General features: G+C 67.4%; 15 protein-coding genes. 4 read left to right on the plus strand and 11 right to left on the minus strand.

Annotated features, from left to right (window positions below; all coding sequences use genetic code 11):
* Positions 1-49 precede the first annotated feature (49 nt).
* Positions 50-589, plus strand: a complete 540-nt coding sequence (locus MUN33_RS10795) for a GNAT family N-acetyltransferase (RefSeq protein ID WP_244804924.1) — start codon at positions 50-52, stop codon at positions 587-589.
* 6 nt (positions 590-595) lie between these two features.
* Here MUN33_RS10795 and MUN33_RS10800 read toward each other — a convergent pair whose 3' ends face one another.
* From MUN33_RS10800 to glpX, 5 genes are all read right to left on the minus strand, one after another.
* Positions 596-2,209, minus strand: coding sequence for an MDR family MFS transporter (locus tag MUN33_RS10800; protein ID WP_244804925.1), 1,614 nt, complete (start codon positions 2,207-2,209; stop codon positions 596-598).
* Between the two features lie 54 nt (positions 2,210-2,263).
* On the minus strand, positions 2,264-2,962 hold the full coding sequence (locus MUN33_RS10805; RefSeq protein ID WP_244804926.1) for a TetR/AcrR family transcriptional regulator: 699 nt from the start codon (positions 2,960-2,962) through the stop codon (positions 2,264-2,266).
* 71 nt (positions 2,963-3,033) lie between these two features.
* Positions 3,034-3,933: a ribonuclease HI family protein gene (locus tag MUN33_RS10810; protein WP_244804927.1), complete on the minus strand. Its 900-nt coding sequence runs from the start codon at positions 3,931-3,933 to the stop codon at positions 3,034-3,036.
* Between the two features lie 142 nt (positions 3,934-4,075).
* Positions 4,076-5,473 (minus strand): class II fumarate hydratase, encoded by a 1,398-nt coding sequence (locus MUN33_RS10815; protein ID WP_244804928.1) that lies wholly within the window; start codon positions 5,471-5,473, stop codon positions 4,076-4,078.
* A gap of 97 nt (positions 5,474-5,570) precedes the next feature.
* A complete protein-coding gene (glpX, locus tag MUN33_RS10820; protein ID WP_244804929.1) occupies positions 5,571-6,602 on the minus strand; it encodes a class II fructose-bisphosphatase in 1,032 nt (343 codons plus the stop codon).
* Positions 6,603-6,795: 193 nt separating this feature from the next.
* Here glpX and MUN33_RS10825 point away from each other — a divergent pair, with 193 nt between their 5' ends.
* On the plus strand, positions 6,796-7,395 hold the full coding sequence (locus MUN33_RS10825) for a DUF4245 domain-containing protein (RefSeq protein ID WP_244804930.1): 600 nt from the start codon (positions 6,796-6,798) through the stop codon (positions 7,393-7,395).
* Between the two features lie 53 nt (positions 7,396-7,448).
* Here the strand turns inward: MUN33_RS10825 and MUN33_RS10830 are convergent, their stop codons facing one another.
* Entirely contained in the window at positions 7,449-7,712 is a 264-nt protein-coding gene (locus MUN33_RS10830) for an exodeoxyribonuclease VII small subunit (protein ID WP_244804931.1), read from the minus strand.
* Positions 7,705-9,090: an exodeoxyribonuclease VII large subunit gene (gene xseA, locus MUN33_RS10835; RefSeq protein WP_244804932.1), complete on the minus strand. Its 1,386-nt coding sequence runs from the start codon at positions 9,088-9,090 to the stop codon at positions 7,705-7,707. The genes MUN33_RS10830 and xseA overlap by 8 nt, the downstream gene beginning before the upstream one ends.
* 35 nt (positions 9,091-9,125) lie before the next feature.
* Between xseA and MUN33_RS10840 the strand changes: the two genes are divergently transcribed.
* Positions 9,126-10,160, plus strand: coding sequence for a 4-hydroxy-3-methylbut-2-enyl diphosphate reductase (locus MUN33_RS10840; RefSeq protein ID WP_244804933.1), 1,035 nt, complete (start codon positions 9,126-9,128; stop codon positions 10,158-10,160).
* 86 nt (positions 10,161-10,246) lie between these two features.
* Here MUN33_RS10840 and MUN33_RS10845 read toward each other — a convergent pair whose 3' ends face one another.
* The 4 genes from MUN33_RS10845 to MUN33_RS10860 are packed head-to-tail and all read right to left on the minus strand — an operon-like array spanning position 10,247 to position 14,528.
* Complete coding sequence (locus MUN33_RS10845) at positions 10,247-11,035, minus strand: DUF6542 domain-containing protein (protein ID WP_244804934.1); 789 nt, start codon at positions 11,033-11,035, stop codon at positions 10,247-10,249.
* Positions 11,036-11,057: 22 nt separating this feature from the next.
* Entirely contained in the window at positions 11,058-12,659 is a 1,602-nt protein-coding gene (locus MUN33_RS10850) for an AI-2E family transporter (RefSeq protein ID WP_244804935.1), read from the minus strand.
* Between the two features lie 43 nt (positions 12,660-12,702).
* Positions 12,703-12,882 (minus strand): methionine/alanine import NSS transporter subunit MetS, encoded by a 180-nt coding sequence (gene metS, locus MUN33_RS10855; RefSeq protein ID WP_244804936.1) that lies wholly within the window; start codon positions 12,880-12,882, stop codon positions 12,703-12,705.
* Positions 12,879-14,528 carry a sodium-dependent transporter gene (locus tag MUN33_RS10860; protein ID WP_244804937.1) on the minus strand — a complete coding sequence of 550 codons (1,650 nt, stop codon included), beginning with the start codon at positions 14,526-14,528 and terminating at the stop codon, positions 12,879-12,881. The genes metS and MUN33_RS10860 overlap by 4 nt, the downstream gene beginning before the upstream one ends.
* A gap of 169 nt (positions 14,529-14,697) precedes the next feature.
* Here MUN33_RS10860 and ychF point away from each other — a divergent pair, with 169 nt between their 5' ends.
* Positions 14,698-15,783, plus strand: coding sequence for a redox-regulated ATPase YchF (gene ychF / locus MUN33_RS10865; RefSeq protein WP_244804938.1), 1,086 nt, complete (start codon positions 14,698-14,700; stop codon positions 15,781-15,783).
* The last annotated feature ends 5 nt before the right edge of the window (positions 15,784-15,788 follow it).

Raw genomic sequence — 15,788 nt, forward strand, 5'->3', positions numbered from 1 at the left:
TGTGCTGCTGCGCTGCGCACCTACCGTAGCCACGTTTACAATGCCTTCCATGACATTCACGATTCGTCCTATGCGGGAGGACGACTACGCTCAGGTCGCGCGTATCCAGCAGTCCGGGATGAACACCGGACACGCCACCTATGAGGGAGAACCGCTGTCCTGGGACGCGTTCATCGGGCACAAGATCGCCGAGCTCACCTTCGTCGCCGATGAGGACGGGGACGTGCTGGGGTGGGTCGCGGCGTCGCGGGCGTCCCGGCGGGACGTTTTCGCGGGCGTCCTGGAGGACTCGGTGTACATCGCACCGGACGCGGCCGGCAGGGGAGTGGCGGGAGCACTGCTCGACCACCTGATCGCCGAGGCGACGGAGGCCGGCTACTGGGCGATCCACTCGACGGTGTTCCCGGAGAACGCCGGCTCGGTGAAACTGCACCGCTCGCGGGGATTCACCGAGATCGGTGTCGCCCACACGATGGCCCGGATGAACTACGGGCCGATGGAGGGACGTTGGAGGGACATCCTCCTGCTGGAGAAGATCCTCGAGGGGGGACCCGCCTACCCGGAGTACCGGGAGCGGGTCAAGGACTGACCGCCGCTACTCCACGGTGTCCTTGAGCTTGTCCTGGCGGGTGAACAGCAGCACGACACCGGCGACGACGGCCAGGGGGATCAGCACCGTGAAGATCGGCACCAGGGCGTCGTTGTAGCTGGTGATCACGGCCTCGTGCAGGGCGCCGGGCAGGTGGCTGACCATGTCGGGGGTGATGCTGTGGGAGCCGCTGGAGGAGAACGAGTCGGCGTACGGGGCGGCCTCCGGGCCCATCTCCTGCATGGCGGCGGGAACCCGTTCGCCCATCATCGTCTGCAGGCGCGAGGTGAACACCGAGCCCACCACCGCGGAGCCCACCGACATGCCGATCTGCCGGAAGAAGTTGTTCGACGCCGTCGCGGTACCCACCATGCTGACCGGGAAGGCGTTCTGCACCATCAGCACCAGGATCTGCATGGCGCAGCCCAGGCCGAAACCGAAGACGAACAGGACCAGGCCCAGGTGCAGGAGACTGTCGTGGGTCTGGAGACCACCGAGCAGGAACAGGCCGACGGCGGTGATGAACATGCCCACCACCGGGTACCACTTGTAGCGGCCCGTCCGGCTGACGATGATGCCGACGACGATGGAGGTCGGCATCATGCCGAGGATCATCGGGATCATCATCAGACCGGCCTTCGTCGGCGACATGCCGTGGACCATCTGGATGTAGGTCGGCATGTAGGACAACGTGCCGAGCATGACCACACCGATGACCAGGCCGGCCAGGGTGCACAGCACGAAGTTCCGGTTGGCGAACAGCGCCATCGGGATGAGCGGCTCCTTGGCACGCAGCTCCGCCAGGACGAACAGCACCGCGCACACCACGGTGGCGACGATCAGCCCGATGATGGTGGCCGAACCCCACTCGTAGTCCTTGCCGCCCCAGCTGAGGAAGAGGATCAGGCAGGTGGCGAAGCCGGCCATGAACACCGTTCCCCAGACGTCCAGCCGGGCCTTGCCGTCGCCGCGGGCGGGCAGGTGCATGGCGAACACGGCGATCACGATGGCGACCAGCGCCAGGGGCACGTTGAACCAGAGGGCCCAGCGCCAGCCCGGCCCGTCGGTGAAGAACCCGCCGAGCAGCGGGCCGAGGACGGACGACAGGCCGAAGACCGAGCCCATCAGCCCCATGTACTTGCCGCGCTGACGGGCCGGGATGATGTCGGCGATGATCGCCTGGGAGAGCACCATCATGCCGCCGCCGCCGAGACCCTGGATGGCGCGGGCGATGATGATGACCCAGATGCTCTGCCCCAGGGCGCCGACGACGGAGCCGATGAGGTACATGCTCAGGGCGAAGATGAACAGCGGCTTGCGGCCGACCTGGTCGCCGAGTTTGCCGTAGATCGGCAGGCCGATGGTCTGCGCCAGCAGGAACGCGGTGATCACCCAGCTCATCTGGTCGACACCGCCGAGTTCGCCGACGACGGTCGGCAGGGCGGTGGCGAAGATGGTCTGCCCCAGCGACACCAGCAGCATGCCGAGCATGAGGCTGGCGAAGACCAGGGGGATGTTGTTCTTCGAGGCGTGGCTGGCCTCGGCGGCCGCGGTGGCTGCAGCGGCCTCAGGTGCCTCAGGCGCCGTCGGCGACGGGCCGGTGGTCTTGTCTGTGGTCATGGAGGATCTCTTCTCGTGCTTTCTTACGTGGAGGGGTGGACGGGTGGGTGGGGGTCAGTCCCAGCCGTGGGAGTAGGTGGCCGCGAGGGCGGTCATGTGGCGGCCGCTGTGGGTCAGGACCTCCCACTTGGTCAACTCCGGTTGCTCACGGTGGAGCAGGCTTCCGGTGGCCAGCGCGGTGCGGATCAGGCCCGTCAACTGCAGCGCCTCGTGGTGTACCGAGACGTCCGGCAGTTGCCGGTGTTCGGGGAACAGTGTGAGGAACGAGGTGATGGCGGCCAGGATGTCTCCGGCCAGGGTGTCGAACCTCCGCATGCCTGCGGCGCTGAGCTCGGGGGTCTCCATGACGATCTGGCGTCTACGCTCCCGGATCCGGAGGGTGGTGTCCCGGTCGGGGGACAGCCGTAGCGAGGTGTCCGGGTCTTTGTCGACGACGTGCCCGATGTACTCGAGGATGTCACGGATGATGTTGGGCGAGTCGGTGGTGGCGAAGGCCTCCAGGTCGGCCGCGGGGATCGGGGGTGCGCCCCGTCCGGCGGCGACCTGGTCCTTGGAGTCGAAGTAGTTGAAGAACGTCCGCCGACTCACCTCGGCCTTCTCACAGATCTCGTCGATGGTGACCTGGTGGAATCCACGTTCCAGGATGAGGGCCGTGGCGCAGTCCTCGATGCGTAGACGGGTCTCCCGGCGTTTACGCTCGCGGAGGCCGCAGTCGTCGGCACCCAGGGTGGATTCATTCCGTGTCTCAGTCACGGAACAGGTCTACACCCGGTGAAAACTTGCACGCAATGCAAAAATAACGTTAACCCCCTTATGGGGGTGAGTCAGTGGTGGCGCGTCTGCTGGTGGTGGCGCAGAACGAGAGGAGAATCACCCGAACCGTGCCGCACCCACAACGACGTACGAACCGTGGTCCCGTAGGGCCCCGACGCGCGGGAGCGGACGAGTACCGCGCCGTCGGCCACGGACTCGGCCACCACGTCGGAGACGTCGAGGCGGTCGAAACCACGCAGCGGGGCCAGGGAATCGAGGAAAGCCCCCCGGTCCAGTACCGCCCCGGTGCTGTCGACGACGCAGAGATCTGGGTGCAGCAGCGCCTCGGCGAACTCCCGGTTGCCGCGCACCTCGTCGGTGTAGAGGGCGAGCTCCCGCGTCGCGGCGTCGTCCACCGACGGACCGGACGGCTCAGCCGGGGCAGCGGGCTCAGCCGGGGCAGCGGCGGCAGCGGGCGACGACGGGGTGCCGGGCGCACCGTCGAGCCCGGGGCCGGTGACAGGCGAGCGTCCTGCGGAGTAGGCGGTGGCCGCGGCGTTGGCACGGGCGTCCGCGGCCTCGTTCATCGGGTGACCGGCATGCCCCTTCACCCACTGGAAGTCGACGTCGCGGCCCTGCATCGCCGCGTCGATGGCCTGCATCAGTTCGACGTTCTGGACGGGTTTGCCGTCGCGCTTCTTCCAACCCTTGCGCTTCCAGCCGGCCATCCACTTGGTCACGGAGTTGATCACGTACTGGGAGTCGCACAGGATCAGCAGGTGCTCGTCCGCGGTGGCGGGGTGGGCCGCGGTGGACTCCAGCAGGTCGAGGACGGCCTTCAGCTCGCCCATGTTGTTGGTCCCGTGGGGCCATCCTCCGGCGCGCCAGTGGTCGTCGTCGATGTACCAGGCCCAGCCGGCGGGGCCGGGGTTTCCGAGGGCGGAGCCGTCAGCGGCTGCGGTGATCGTCATGGTGTGTATCGTCGCACACCCCGGACCGGCCCCGCCGCACACCCGTGAGAACACGACAGGGCGCCGCGGCGGTGTACGCCACGGCGCCCTGGGGCGGGTGACGCCGGATCCCCGGCGTCACGTCCCGGTCTCGGTCCCGGTCTCAGTCGCGGTCGGTGTTGGCCATTGCCAGCACGTCGAGGCGCTTGTCCAGCTCCTCCTCCGACAGGGTGTCGGGGACGTAGCCCAGGTCGATGACGGTCTGGCGGATAGTCTTGCCCTCCGCCAGTGCGGTCTTGGCGACCTTGGCCGCCGCCTCGTAACCGATGGCGGAGTTCAGCGGGGTCACGATGGACGGTGACGACTCGGCCAGGGTGCGCATACGCTCCGTGTTCGGCTCGATGCCGTCGACCAGGCGCTCGGCGAAGACGCGCGAGGTGTTGGCCAGCAGCTTGGCGGACTCGAGCACGTTGCGGGCCATCATCGGGATGAACACGTTGAGCTCGAAGTGGCCCTGGGCACCGCCGAAGGCGATCGCGGCGTCGTTGCCGATGACCTGTGCGGCGACCTGGGTGGCGGTCTCACACAGCACCGGGTTGACCTTGCCCGGCATGATCGACGAGCCCGGCTGCAGGTCGGGAAGGTGGATCTCGGCGAAGCCGGTCAGCGGGCCGGAGCCCATCATGCGGATGTCGTTGGCGATCTTGTTCAGCGACACGGCGATGGTGCGCATCGCGCCGGAGAACTCGACGAGCGCGTCGCGTGCGGCCTGGGCCTCGAAGTGGTTCTCGGCCTCGGTCAGCTGCTCGACACCGGTGAGCTTCTTGAGCTCCTCGGTGACCTTCGCACCGAAGTCGGCGGAGGTGTTCAGGCCGGTACCGGTCGCGGTGCCGCCGATGGCCAGCTCGCCCAGGCGGGGGAGGGTGGCCTCGACACGCTCGATACCGAGCTCGATCTGGCGTGCGTAACCGCCGAACTCCTGTCCCAGGGTCACCGGGACGGCGTCCATGAGGTGGGTGCGGCCGGACTTGACCTCGTTCTTCCACTCCGCGGCCTTGGCGGCCAGGGAGGTGTGCAGGACCTTCAGCGCGGGGATCAGGTCGGTGACGGCGGCCTCGGTCGCCGCGACGTGGGTCGCGGTGGGGAAGGTGTCGTTGGACGACTGGCCCATGTTGACGTCGTCGTTCGGGTGGACGTCCACACCGTTCTGCTTGGCCAGCGAGGCGATGACCTCGTTGGTGTTCATGTTCGACGAGGTGCCGGAACCGGTCTGGAAGACGTCGATCGGGAACTCGTCGTTGTAGGTGCCCTCGGCGATGGCCTTGCCGGCGGCGATGATGGCGTCGGCCTTCTCGCCGTCCAGCGCGCCGGCGTCCTTGTTGACCTGGGCGCAGGCTGCCTTCAGCAGGCCCATGGCGCGGATCTGTGCGGCCTCCAACGGACGGTCGGAGATCGGGAAGTTCTCCACAGCGCGCTGGGTCTGGGCACGCCACAGGGCGTTGACCGGGACCTTGACCTCGCCCATGGTGTCGTGCTCGATGCGGAATTCCTGCTCACTCATAATGAACTGTCGTGTCCTTCCTGATTATTGTGTCGACTGACATATGAGGGTACCCGCACCGTGACGGCGACGGGACCCTGCGGGGGTGGGGCCGGTGCTAGATGTAGTCCTGCACGGAGTATTCCTTCAGCTTCTGCAGCTGGTGGGTCGCCTCGATGGTCCGGATCGTGCCCGAGCGTGACCGCATGACCATCGACCGGGTTGTCGCGCCACCGGCGCGGTAGCTCACACCGCGCAGCATGTCGCCGTTGGTGACGCCGGTGGCCACGAAGTAGCAGTTGTCCGAGGACACCAGGTCGTTGGTGCCGAGCACGGTGTCCAGGGACAGACCGGCGTCGATGGCCTTCTTCCGCTCCGCGTCGTCAGTGGGGGCCAGGATGCCCTGGATCTCCCCGCCCATGCACTTCATCGCGCAGGCGGTGATGATCCCCTCCGGGGTGCCGCCGGTCCCCATCATCAGGTCCACGGCGTTGTTCTCGCCGGCGGCGGCGACGGCACCGGCGACATCGCCGTCACCGATGAGGCGGACCTTCGCGCCGGCGGCGCGGATCTCGGCGATGAGCTCGGCGTGGCGCGGCCGGTCGAGGACGATCACGGTGACGTCCGAGGGGTGCACGCCCTTGGCCTTCGCCACGGCGTTGATGTTGTGGGAGGCCGGGGCCTCGATGTCGATCGCACCGGCGGCTTCCGGACCGACGGCGATCTTCTTCATGTAGAACACGGCGGAGGGGTCGTACATCGACCCGCGTTCGGCGGCGGCCAGCACGGAGATGGCGTTGGGACGGCCCTCGGCCATCAGGGTGGTGCCGTCGACCGGGTCGACGGCGATGTCCACCGCGGGGCCCTCGCCGGTGCCGACCTGCTCGCCGTTGAACAGCATCGGGGCCTCGTCCTTCTCGCCCTCACCGATGATCACGGTCCCGTCCATCTGCACGGTGTTGATCATCCGACGCATAGCGTCGACGGCGGCGCCGTCACCGGCCTCCTTCTTGCCGCGTCCCACCCATTTCCCGGACGCCAGCGCCGCAGCCTCGGTGACGCGGACGAGTTCCATGGCGAGGTTGCGGTCCGGGGAGGACGTCGGCAGCGCCTCGGGAGGGGTGGGGACAGAGTCGGATCCGGAAGTCATGGGTGACCAGCTTTCTGAAATCGGTGGAGCTTCGGGGGTACCTCCATTCTTCCATGCGGCTGTCCGTCCGTCCTGCGCAGGTGTACCCACTCCGCAGGACGCGGCCACCGGACGGCTGGTCGCGGCCGTTCCCGCCCGTCGCGCGGGTGCACGGTTAGGGTCCCCGGGGTGGTCGTCTGCAATAATCGGTGCCGTGAAACTCGAGAAACCGCGCATGTTCACCTCCACCCGCGACCTGCTGCTGTCGCTGGGGGTGCTGGGGTTGGTGATGGCGTTCTCCGTCGGATTCACCGGCCTGTGCAGCTACAACCCTGGCCCGGCGGACACCACCGGCCAGGTCAACGAGGTCGACATCGACGCGATTCTCGGCAGTGAAGCGCGGAGCCTGAGCTTCCCGGTGCGGAACCCGGAGCTGCCGGACAGCTGGCAGGCGAACTCGGGTCGCCGGACGACCGTGGCCGGCGAGCCGTCCTCGATCGCCGGATGGGTCATCGACGAGAAGCACTTCGTCTCCCTGACGCAGACAGGGGTCGACCTCGAGGACGCCGTCGCCGACGTCGACGACGAGTACCGTGAGGAGACCGGGACGTACCGCAGCACCCCGTCGGGCAGGACGGCGGAGACCGCCGAGAACCCGGTGACCTGGCGGATCTACACCGGCGACGACGCCCGCACCGTGTGGGCGGCGGACCTGGGGGACTCCACGGTGATGCTGTCGGGCACCGCCACCACCGAGCTGTACGAGACCCTGGCGGACAAGGTCGTGTCCACCGACCCGATCACCGTCGGTTAAGGCGCGGTCCCTTCACACAGCGACGTCCTACCGGGCTATCCGGAAGGCCCCGCCTACTCGGCCGCGTCGCCGGGCTCGCCGGTGCTCTGGTCACCGCGGTTCTGCAGGGCGGTCTCGACCCGCTGGGCGGCGCCGTCCAGGTAACGCTCGCAGTAGGCGGCCAGCTCCTCACCGCGTTCCCAGAAGCGCAGTGACTCGTCCAGGCTCATCTGGCCGAGTTCGAGGATCTTGACGACCTCGACCAGTTCGTCGCGTGCCTGTTCGTAGCTCAGTTCGTCGAGGGGGCGGAAGGTCTGCTTGTCGTCGTTGTTACTCATCGCTGGTGGTGTCCTTTCGGTCGGTGTTCTCGTCGGTGTTCTCGTCGGTGTTCTCGTCGGTGCTGTGGTCGGTGCCGGGGGTGTGGGCACGGGGGTCGGAACCCTCCGCGCGCTGGACGGCCATGGCGGCGGCGGTGACGGAACCGTCCAGGACCCGGATCCGCAACTGGGACCCGGGTGAGACGTCGTCGACGCTCGTCACCACCTGGGGTGGGGTGTGGTCACGTGGCAGTACCTGCACCACCGAATAGCCGCGCCGCAGGGTCTGCGACGGTCCGAGCGCGTTGACCTGGGCTTTCAGTGAGGCGATGCGGGAACGCATGTCCCGGATGGTGATACCGAGGGCCCGGTCGTTGCGCTGCCGGGCCTCGGACACCAGTTCCTGCTGCCGACGGAACGGGAGCAGCGGATCGGCGAGGACCGGGCGCGACCGCACCGTCGACAGCCCCCGCTGCTCGTTGGCGACCCAGGACCGCAGCGCGCCGCCGGCGCGGGCACGGAGTTCGGTGACCAACGCGCGCTCGGCGACGACGTCCGGGACGACACGCTTGGCCGCGTCGGTGGGCGTCGCGGCGCGCAGATCGGCGACATTGTCCAGGATCGGGTTGTCCGGCTCGTGCCCGATGGCGCTGACCACCGGTGTGGTCATCCGGCTGACCTGACGGACCAGCGCCTCCTCCGAGAACGGCAGGAGGTCCTCGACCGAACCGCCACCACGGGCGACGATGATCACGTCCACCCGCGGGTCGTCCTCCAGCTGCTGCAGCGCCGCGAGCACCTGGGGGACGGCCTGGGGCCCCTGGACCGCAGTGTTGACCACCTCGGTCTGCACCGACGGCCACCGGTCGTGGGCGACGGCCAGGACGTCGCGCTCGGCGGCAGAACCCCGGCCGGTGATCAGGCCGACCCGGCGGGGCAGGAAAGGCAACGGGCGCTTGAGCCGCGGATCGAAGAGCCCTTCCGCGTCCAGCGCACGTTTCAGCTGTTCCATGCGGGCCAGCAGCTCACCGACACCCACATGCTGGACCCGTGACACCCACAGCGAGAACGACCCGCGCCCGGAGTAGTAGGCGGGCTTGCCGTAGACCACCACCCGGTCGCCGTTCTTCAACGGGGTGGGCATGGACCGCAGCATCGAAGTGGCGCAGGTCAGTGGGATGGACTGGTCCTTCTCCACGTCGCGCAGGGTGATGTAGGACAGCTTCCAGGACGGCTTCATGTTGACCTGGGTGATCTGCCCCTCCACCCACAGGTGTCCGAGACGCTCGATCCACCCCTTCACCTTGTCGTTGACGACGTGGACCGGCCACGGGGACTCCGAGGTGGTCGGTGACGGCGGCGCCCCGGACGGCGGCGAGGCAGGCGAAGCATCTGACATGGCTCTGATTGTAGAGGTCGGATAGCATGGGTGGCATGACTGAGGCTTCACCTGTGGATAACTTCACCACAACCGCCCCCACGACCACCCTCGACCACCCGCAGGGCGCCGCCGGCGACGGTGACGCCAAGCGGGTACTCCTGGCCGCACCCCGCGGCTACTGCGCTGGCGTCGACCGGGCCGTCGAGACCGTGGAGAAGGCACTCGAGAAGCACGGTGCCCCGCTCTACGTCCGCAAGGAGATCGTGCACAACAAGCACGTGGTCTCCACCTTCGAGTCCCGCGGCGTGATCTTCGTCGACGAGACCACCGAGGTGCCCGAGGGCGCCAACGTGGTCTTCTCGGCGCACGGTGTCTCCCCGCAGGTGCACCAGGAGGCGAAACTCCTGAACCTGCGCACCTTCGACGCCACCTGCCCGCTGGTCACCAAGGTGCACAACGAGGTCAAGCGGTTCACGAAGCAGGGGTACCAGATCGTCCTCATCGGCCACCACGGCCACGAGGAGGTCGAAGGGACCGCCGGGGAGGCGCCGGACGACGTCCACCTCGTCGACGGCAAGGAGGACGTGGACGCCCTCGAGTTCCCCGAGGGCACCAAACTGATATGGCTGTCCCAGACCACCCTGAGCGTGGACGAGACGATGCGGACCGTCAAACTGCTGCAGGAGAAGTTCCCGCACATCGAGACCCCGCCCAGCGACGACATCTGCTACGCCACCCAGAACCGCCAGGTCGCGGTCAAGGCGATCGCGCCGAAGGTGGAGCTGATGATCGTGGTCGGTTCGCAGAACTCGTCGAACTCGAAGCGGCTCGTCGAGGTCGCCCTCCAGCACGGGACGAAGGAGTCCTACCTGGTCGACTACGCCGAGCAGGTGGACCCCGCCTGGTTCGACGGCGTGACCTCCGTGGGTGTCACCTCGGGGGCCTCGGTTCCGGAACTGCTGGTGCGTGGTGTGCTCGACCTGTTGGCGGAGCACGGCTTCTCCAGCATCGAGGAAGTCACCACCGCCACCGAGGACCTGGTGTTCTCCCTGCCACGCGAACTCCGTCCCGCCCGCAACGCCAGCTGACGCCGCACACCCCGGGGCCCGTCGTGTGACGGACCCCGGGGTGTGGTGGCACCGGGGGAGGGGACGGGCTGGTCCGCCCGGCCAGGTCAGTCCATGTCGAGGGGACGGTCCTGGCTGCGTGAGCGCCGCCGTCGGCTCGCTTCGCGCAGTTCGGCGGCGGTACGCGTGCGGCTTTCCGGGACCTCCGGGGTCTCCGAAGGCTCGGTGGCCGTGGGCCGGGCTTCCGGGGCCGGGCGGTAGGCCCGTGTCACCGGCTGACTACGTTCGGGACGCTCAGTGTGCTCAGCGCGCTCGGTACGCATCGGCCGGTCGGGCCGCTCGTCCCGTTCCGCCCGCGCGGCGCGGCGGGGCCGTTCGGCGTCCGGCGCCCGCTCGACATCGCGTACCCGTGCGTTGAGACGCTGGTTGTCCTGTTCGGCGGCGTTGAGCTGGCGGCGACGCGCGTGGTTGCGCTGACGTTGGTTCCGGATAACCGTGGCGTCGATACGTTGCCGTGCCACGGCGAGGACCAGGCAGATGACGAAGGTCACCGCCAGCCAGAGGAACTTCTCGATCGCCGGATACGCGACGGTGATCAGTGTCGCTTTGAAATTCGACCCCGCTGCAGAGGACGAGCCACCCAGGAGCCCGGCAGTGGTGACGCCGAAGAACCAGTACACGGGCAACATCACGACGGTGAGGAACAGGCCGCGCAGCTCGACCAGTGCGGTGCACACGATCGCCGAGATGGCGAAGAGGACGGTGTAGGAGGTCCCGACCCCGCCGAGGACGATTCCCGTGAGCACCACGGCCACCATCACCAGCAGGGGCGCCCATACCGGGATGAGGCCCCTGCGGTTCAACGGTGCGGACTCGTCAGTCGTGTCAGAAGTCACGGGCGCTGATGTTACCCGATCCTCACGACTGCTTCGAAGCAGAGCCGTCACTCGGCTTGTCGTCCTTACCGTCCTTACCGTCCTTACCGTCCTTACTGTCCTTGTCGTCGGGCAGGAGAGGAGCGAGGAAGCGGCTGAACGGCTTCGGCTCGCCGGACTCGTCACTGGTCAGCGACTTCCGCCAGTCCTGCCACCGCTGGGCGGCCTGCTCGCGCTGGGCGCCTGTCTGTTTACCCGCAGAGGTGGCGAAGTCGATGTCGGCGGAGTGCTTCTCGCCGGTGGCCAGGTCGGTGAGGTCGCCCATGTAGCGGAAGATCTCGGTGATCATCGCGGCCACCGGCACGGCGAGGAAGGCACCGATGATGCCGAAGAGGCCACCGCCGACGGTGACCGACAACAGGACGACCACGGCGTGCATCTTCATCGCCCGGGACTGGAGCACCGGCTGCAGCACATTGCCCTCGAGCTGCTGGACGGCCAGCACGATACCCAGGACGATGAGCGCGGTGGTGAATCCGTTGGCGACCAACGCGACAAGCACCGCCAGTGCGCCGGCGGTGAAGGCACCGACGATGGGGATGAACCCACCGAAGAAGGTGATGATCGCCAGGGGGCCCCAGAGCGGGACATTCATGATCACCAGGCCGAGACCGATGAAGAAGGCGTCGATGAAACTGACGATGGCCTGGGTTCGGATGAAGCCGCCGAGGGTGTTCCAGCACCGGGTCAGGACCTCTGTGAGGTGCCAGCCGACACGGCGGCCGGTGATGCGGCGGACCATCGGCAGGAACTTCTCGCCGTCCTTCAGGAAGAAGAACGTCAGCACCAACATGACGAAGAGGGTGATGGCAGCCGAGGTCACCGCGGAGACACCGGTGATGGCGGTCTGCGTGATCTGGTCGGTCTGGTCCTGGACCCAGCTGGTGGCCTGGTCGATCATGTTGTCGATCTGGTCGCTCTGCAGGTTCAGCGGGGGACCGGCCACCCATTCCTGAATCTGCTCCACGCCTTGGGCGCCGCTGTTGACCAGCTCGGGGATCTGCTTGGACACGCTCGGGGCGATCGCGGCGATGATGCCGCCGATCACGGCGAAGAACAGGATGATGGTCAGCAGTACCGCGAGCGCATTGGGTACGTGGCCCTTACGCAGCAGCCGTACGACCGGCCACAGGACGGTGCAGACGATGATCGCCAGGATGACCGGCAGGATACCGGTCCAGAGGCCGGAGAGGGCAAAGCCCAGGACCCAGAGGGCCGCGGCGATGACCAGGAACCGCAGGCTCCAGCCGGCGGCCCAGCGGGCGGACGTACCGAGGACTTCGGCGCGGTCCCGGATCTCGTCGCCGGGGCCGACGCTCTTGTCGGACTGCAGGACAGCGGACTGGTCGTCGGGTTCCTGCATGGCCGGATCGTCCTCCAGGAAGATGGCGTCGGGTGCCGGCTGTGATGGGCCGGTGGGTTCCTCCCCGGGCAGGGGGAGCGAGGACTCGGGGTCCATACGCCCCGAGCCCATCAGGATGTCGGCGAAGTCCCGGCCGTCGACGACGTCGCGCGGGTCGGGCCTGTCGGGTCCGTCCGAGGAGGACCCGTTCGTGTTCTTGGAATCACTGCTCACAGGACCCATTGTGCACGACTCGTGGTCCGCCGTCACCGGGACGGGCGGGAACTCACCCCTCGGGGTGGGACGACGCGTGGACGACGAGCGTCTCGTCGTCGGTGCCGGGGGCGGTGCCGAGTTCCCCGGACTCCTCGTCGGAGTGGTTCTTGAGGTTGACGGCGGCCACGACGAGGCCACCCCACAGGAAGACCATGAACAGGACCATCATGATGATTGCCGTGGTGCTCATCGGTTCGCTCCTTCGGGTCGGAGGGAGGAGGCTGCTGCGAGGGGGTTGGCAGCTCCCCGGGCGCGGCCACCGGGAGGTACGCCGAAGTCGGAGCCGGGGGGTCCGTCCAGGACCAGCGACGTGCGCCGGAACGGGACGAAGTGCATGGCCACCCCGGCCTGGGCGATGACGATGAGCACCAGCCAGCCCCAGGTGAAGACCTGGTTGGTGGCGTATCCGCCGTAGCCTTCCGAAAGGAGCGTCCCGAGCTCGCTGAGCAGGGTGAAGGTGAGGATCACGGAGGTGACGTACATCAGGAACGTCCGCCAGGTCGGTCCGACCTTGAACGAGGAGACGGCGTTGAGGTGCTGTTCCAGCTCGTTGATGCGCATAGTCAGGACACCGACGACGATGATGGCGATCAGAGCGGCGAGGACGATGCCGATGTTGTTGGTGAACTTGTCCATGATGTCCAGGGTCACCAGGCCGCTGGTTGCGGAGAACGCCAGGATCGACAGCACGGCCATCGGGATGCCCACCGACAGGGTGGCGACACGGCGGGGCAGGTCGAACTTGTCACGCACGGCGGACGAGACGACCTCGACGATGGAGATCAGTGAGGTGACACCCGCGATGGCCAGGCTGGCGAAGAACAGGATGCCGAAGATCTCGCCGGCCGGCATCTCGTTGATGATCGTCGGGAAGGCCTCGAAGGCCAGTCCGATGCCGGAGGTGGCGACCTCGCTCACCGGGATTCCGGAGGCTGCCGACATGAAGCCCAGTGCGGCGAAGACACCGATACCGGCGAGGACCTCGAAGGAGGAGTTCGCGAAGGCGGTGACCAGGCCGGTGCTGGTCAGGTTGGACCGCGGCTTCAGGTACGAGGAGTAGGTGATCATGATGCCGAAACCGATCGACAGGGAGAAGAAGATCTGCCCGTAGGCGGCGATCCACACCGAGGCGTCGGTCAAGGCACTCCAGTCCGGGGTGAACAGGGCGTCCAGGCCGGTGGCGGCGCCGTCGAGGAACAGCGCGCGGACGACCATGACCAGGAACAGGACCAGGAGCAGGGGGATGAAGACGACGTTGAGACGTCCGATTCCCTTGCTCACGTCCAGGACCAGGGTGCCCAGCACCACGGCCCAGACCACGATCATCGTGATCAGGACCGGCATCACGAAGCTCCCGGAGAAGACGGTGTCGGTCTCCGCCTGGAGGAATTCGCCGGAGAAGTAGTCGCCGGGGTTCTCGCCCCACCCCTTGGTGAAGGACTTCATCGTGTACAGCAGTGCCCAGCCGACGATGGCGGCGTAGTAGACGGCGATGAAGAAGGAGATGCCGGCCTGGAACCAGCCGAGGATCTCGGCGCGGGGATGGATGCGCCGGAAGACCAGCGGTGCCGAACCACGGAAACGGTGGCCGAGTGCGAAAAACATCCACAGCAGGGGGATACCTGCCGTGAGCAGTGCGACCATGTACGGGACGAGGAATGCGCCGCCGCCTGACTCATAGGCGACGTAGGGGAATCGCCAGATGTTCCCGAGACCGACGGCCGAACCGATGGCGGCGAAGAGGAACAGGGCCCGCGAGTTGAACGTGTCGCGGGTGACCTTTCCGTCTTTGCCGTCGGCTCCGACCTGCGGCCCGGATGAAGCGTCTGCAGACATGTGCGTGGGCCTCCGGGGTCTAGTTGTGGCAGGTGAACTGTAGGAATTGAATCTATCCTAGGTTGCCACCATGCTTCCAGGAAACGCACAGCCGGTGGGAAACGTGGTGGGGAGGTCGTGTCGCGGGGTGGGCGTCGGGCCGGTGGTGCCACCGGTTAGGATGGGGCGCGTGACCCTTACTCTCGGAATCGTCGGCCTGCCCAATGTCGGTAAGTCCACGCTGTTCAATGCCCTGACCCGCAACGACGTCCTCGCGGCGAACTACCCCTTCGCCACCATCGAGCCGAACGTCGGCCTCGTCGAGCTCCCGGACCCGCGGCTGGACCGGTTGGCGGAGATCTACTCGTCCGAGCGGATCCTCCCGGCCACGGTGTCCTTCGTCGACATCGCCGGCATCGTCAAGGGTGCGTCCGAAGGCGAGGGCATGGGTAACGCCTTCCTCGCGAACATCCGCGAGGCGGACGCGATCTGCCAGGTGGTACGCGCCTTCTCCAACGACGACGTGATCCACGTCGACGGCCGTGTCGACCCGGCCACGGACATCTCCGTGATCGAGACGGAGCTCATCCTCGCTGACCTGCAGACCGTGGAGAAGGCCGTGCCGCGGCTGGAGAAGGAAGGACGCAAGGACCGCGACAAGGCGGACCAGGCCACCGCCGCGAAGCAGGCGCAGGCGATCCTCGAGGACGGTCGCACGCTGTACTCGGCGTCGGTCTCCGGGGAGTTCGACCTTGCCGCGGTGCGCGAGCTCCACCTGATGACGGCGAAGCCCTTCCTGTACGTCTTCAATGCCGACGAGGCGGTTCTCACCGACGAGGCACGTCAGAAGGAACTGCGCGACCTGGTGGCGCCGGCGGACTGCGTCTTCCTGGACGCGGCGACCGAGGCGGAGCTGCTCGAGCTCGACGACGAGGAAGCGGCGGAGCTGCTGGCCTCGGTGGGGCAGGACGAGCCGGGGCTGCAGACGCTGGCCAAGGCCGGGTTCGCGACCCTAGGTCTGCAGACCTACCTGACCGCCGGCCCGAAGGAGGCGCGTGCCTGGACGATCCCGCAGGGCGCGACGGCGCCGCAGGCCGCCGGTGTGATCCACACCGACTTCGAGCGCGGCTTCATCAAGGCCGAGATCGTCGGTTTCGCCGATCTCGATGAGTTCGGCTCCGTCGCCGAGGCCCGCAACCACGGGAAGGTCCGCCAGGAGGGCAAGGACTACGTGATGCAGGACGGCGACGTGGTGGAGTTCCGTTTCAACGTGTAGCCCAG

Source organism: Corynebacterium kalidii, assembly GCF_022869005.1.
GTDB lineage: Bacteria > Actinomycetota > Actinomycetes > Mycobacteriales > Mycobacteriaceae > Corynebacterium > Corynebacterium kalidii.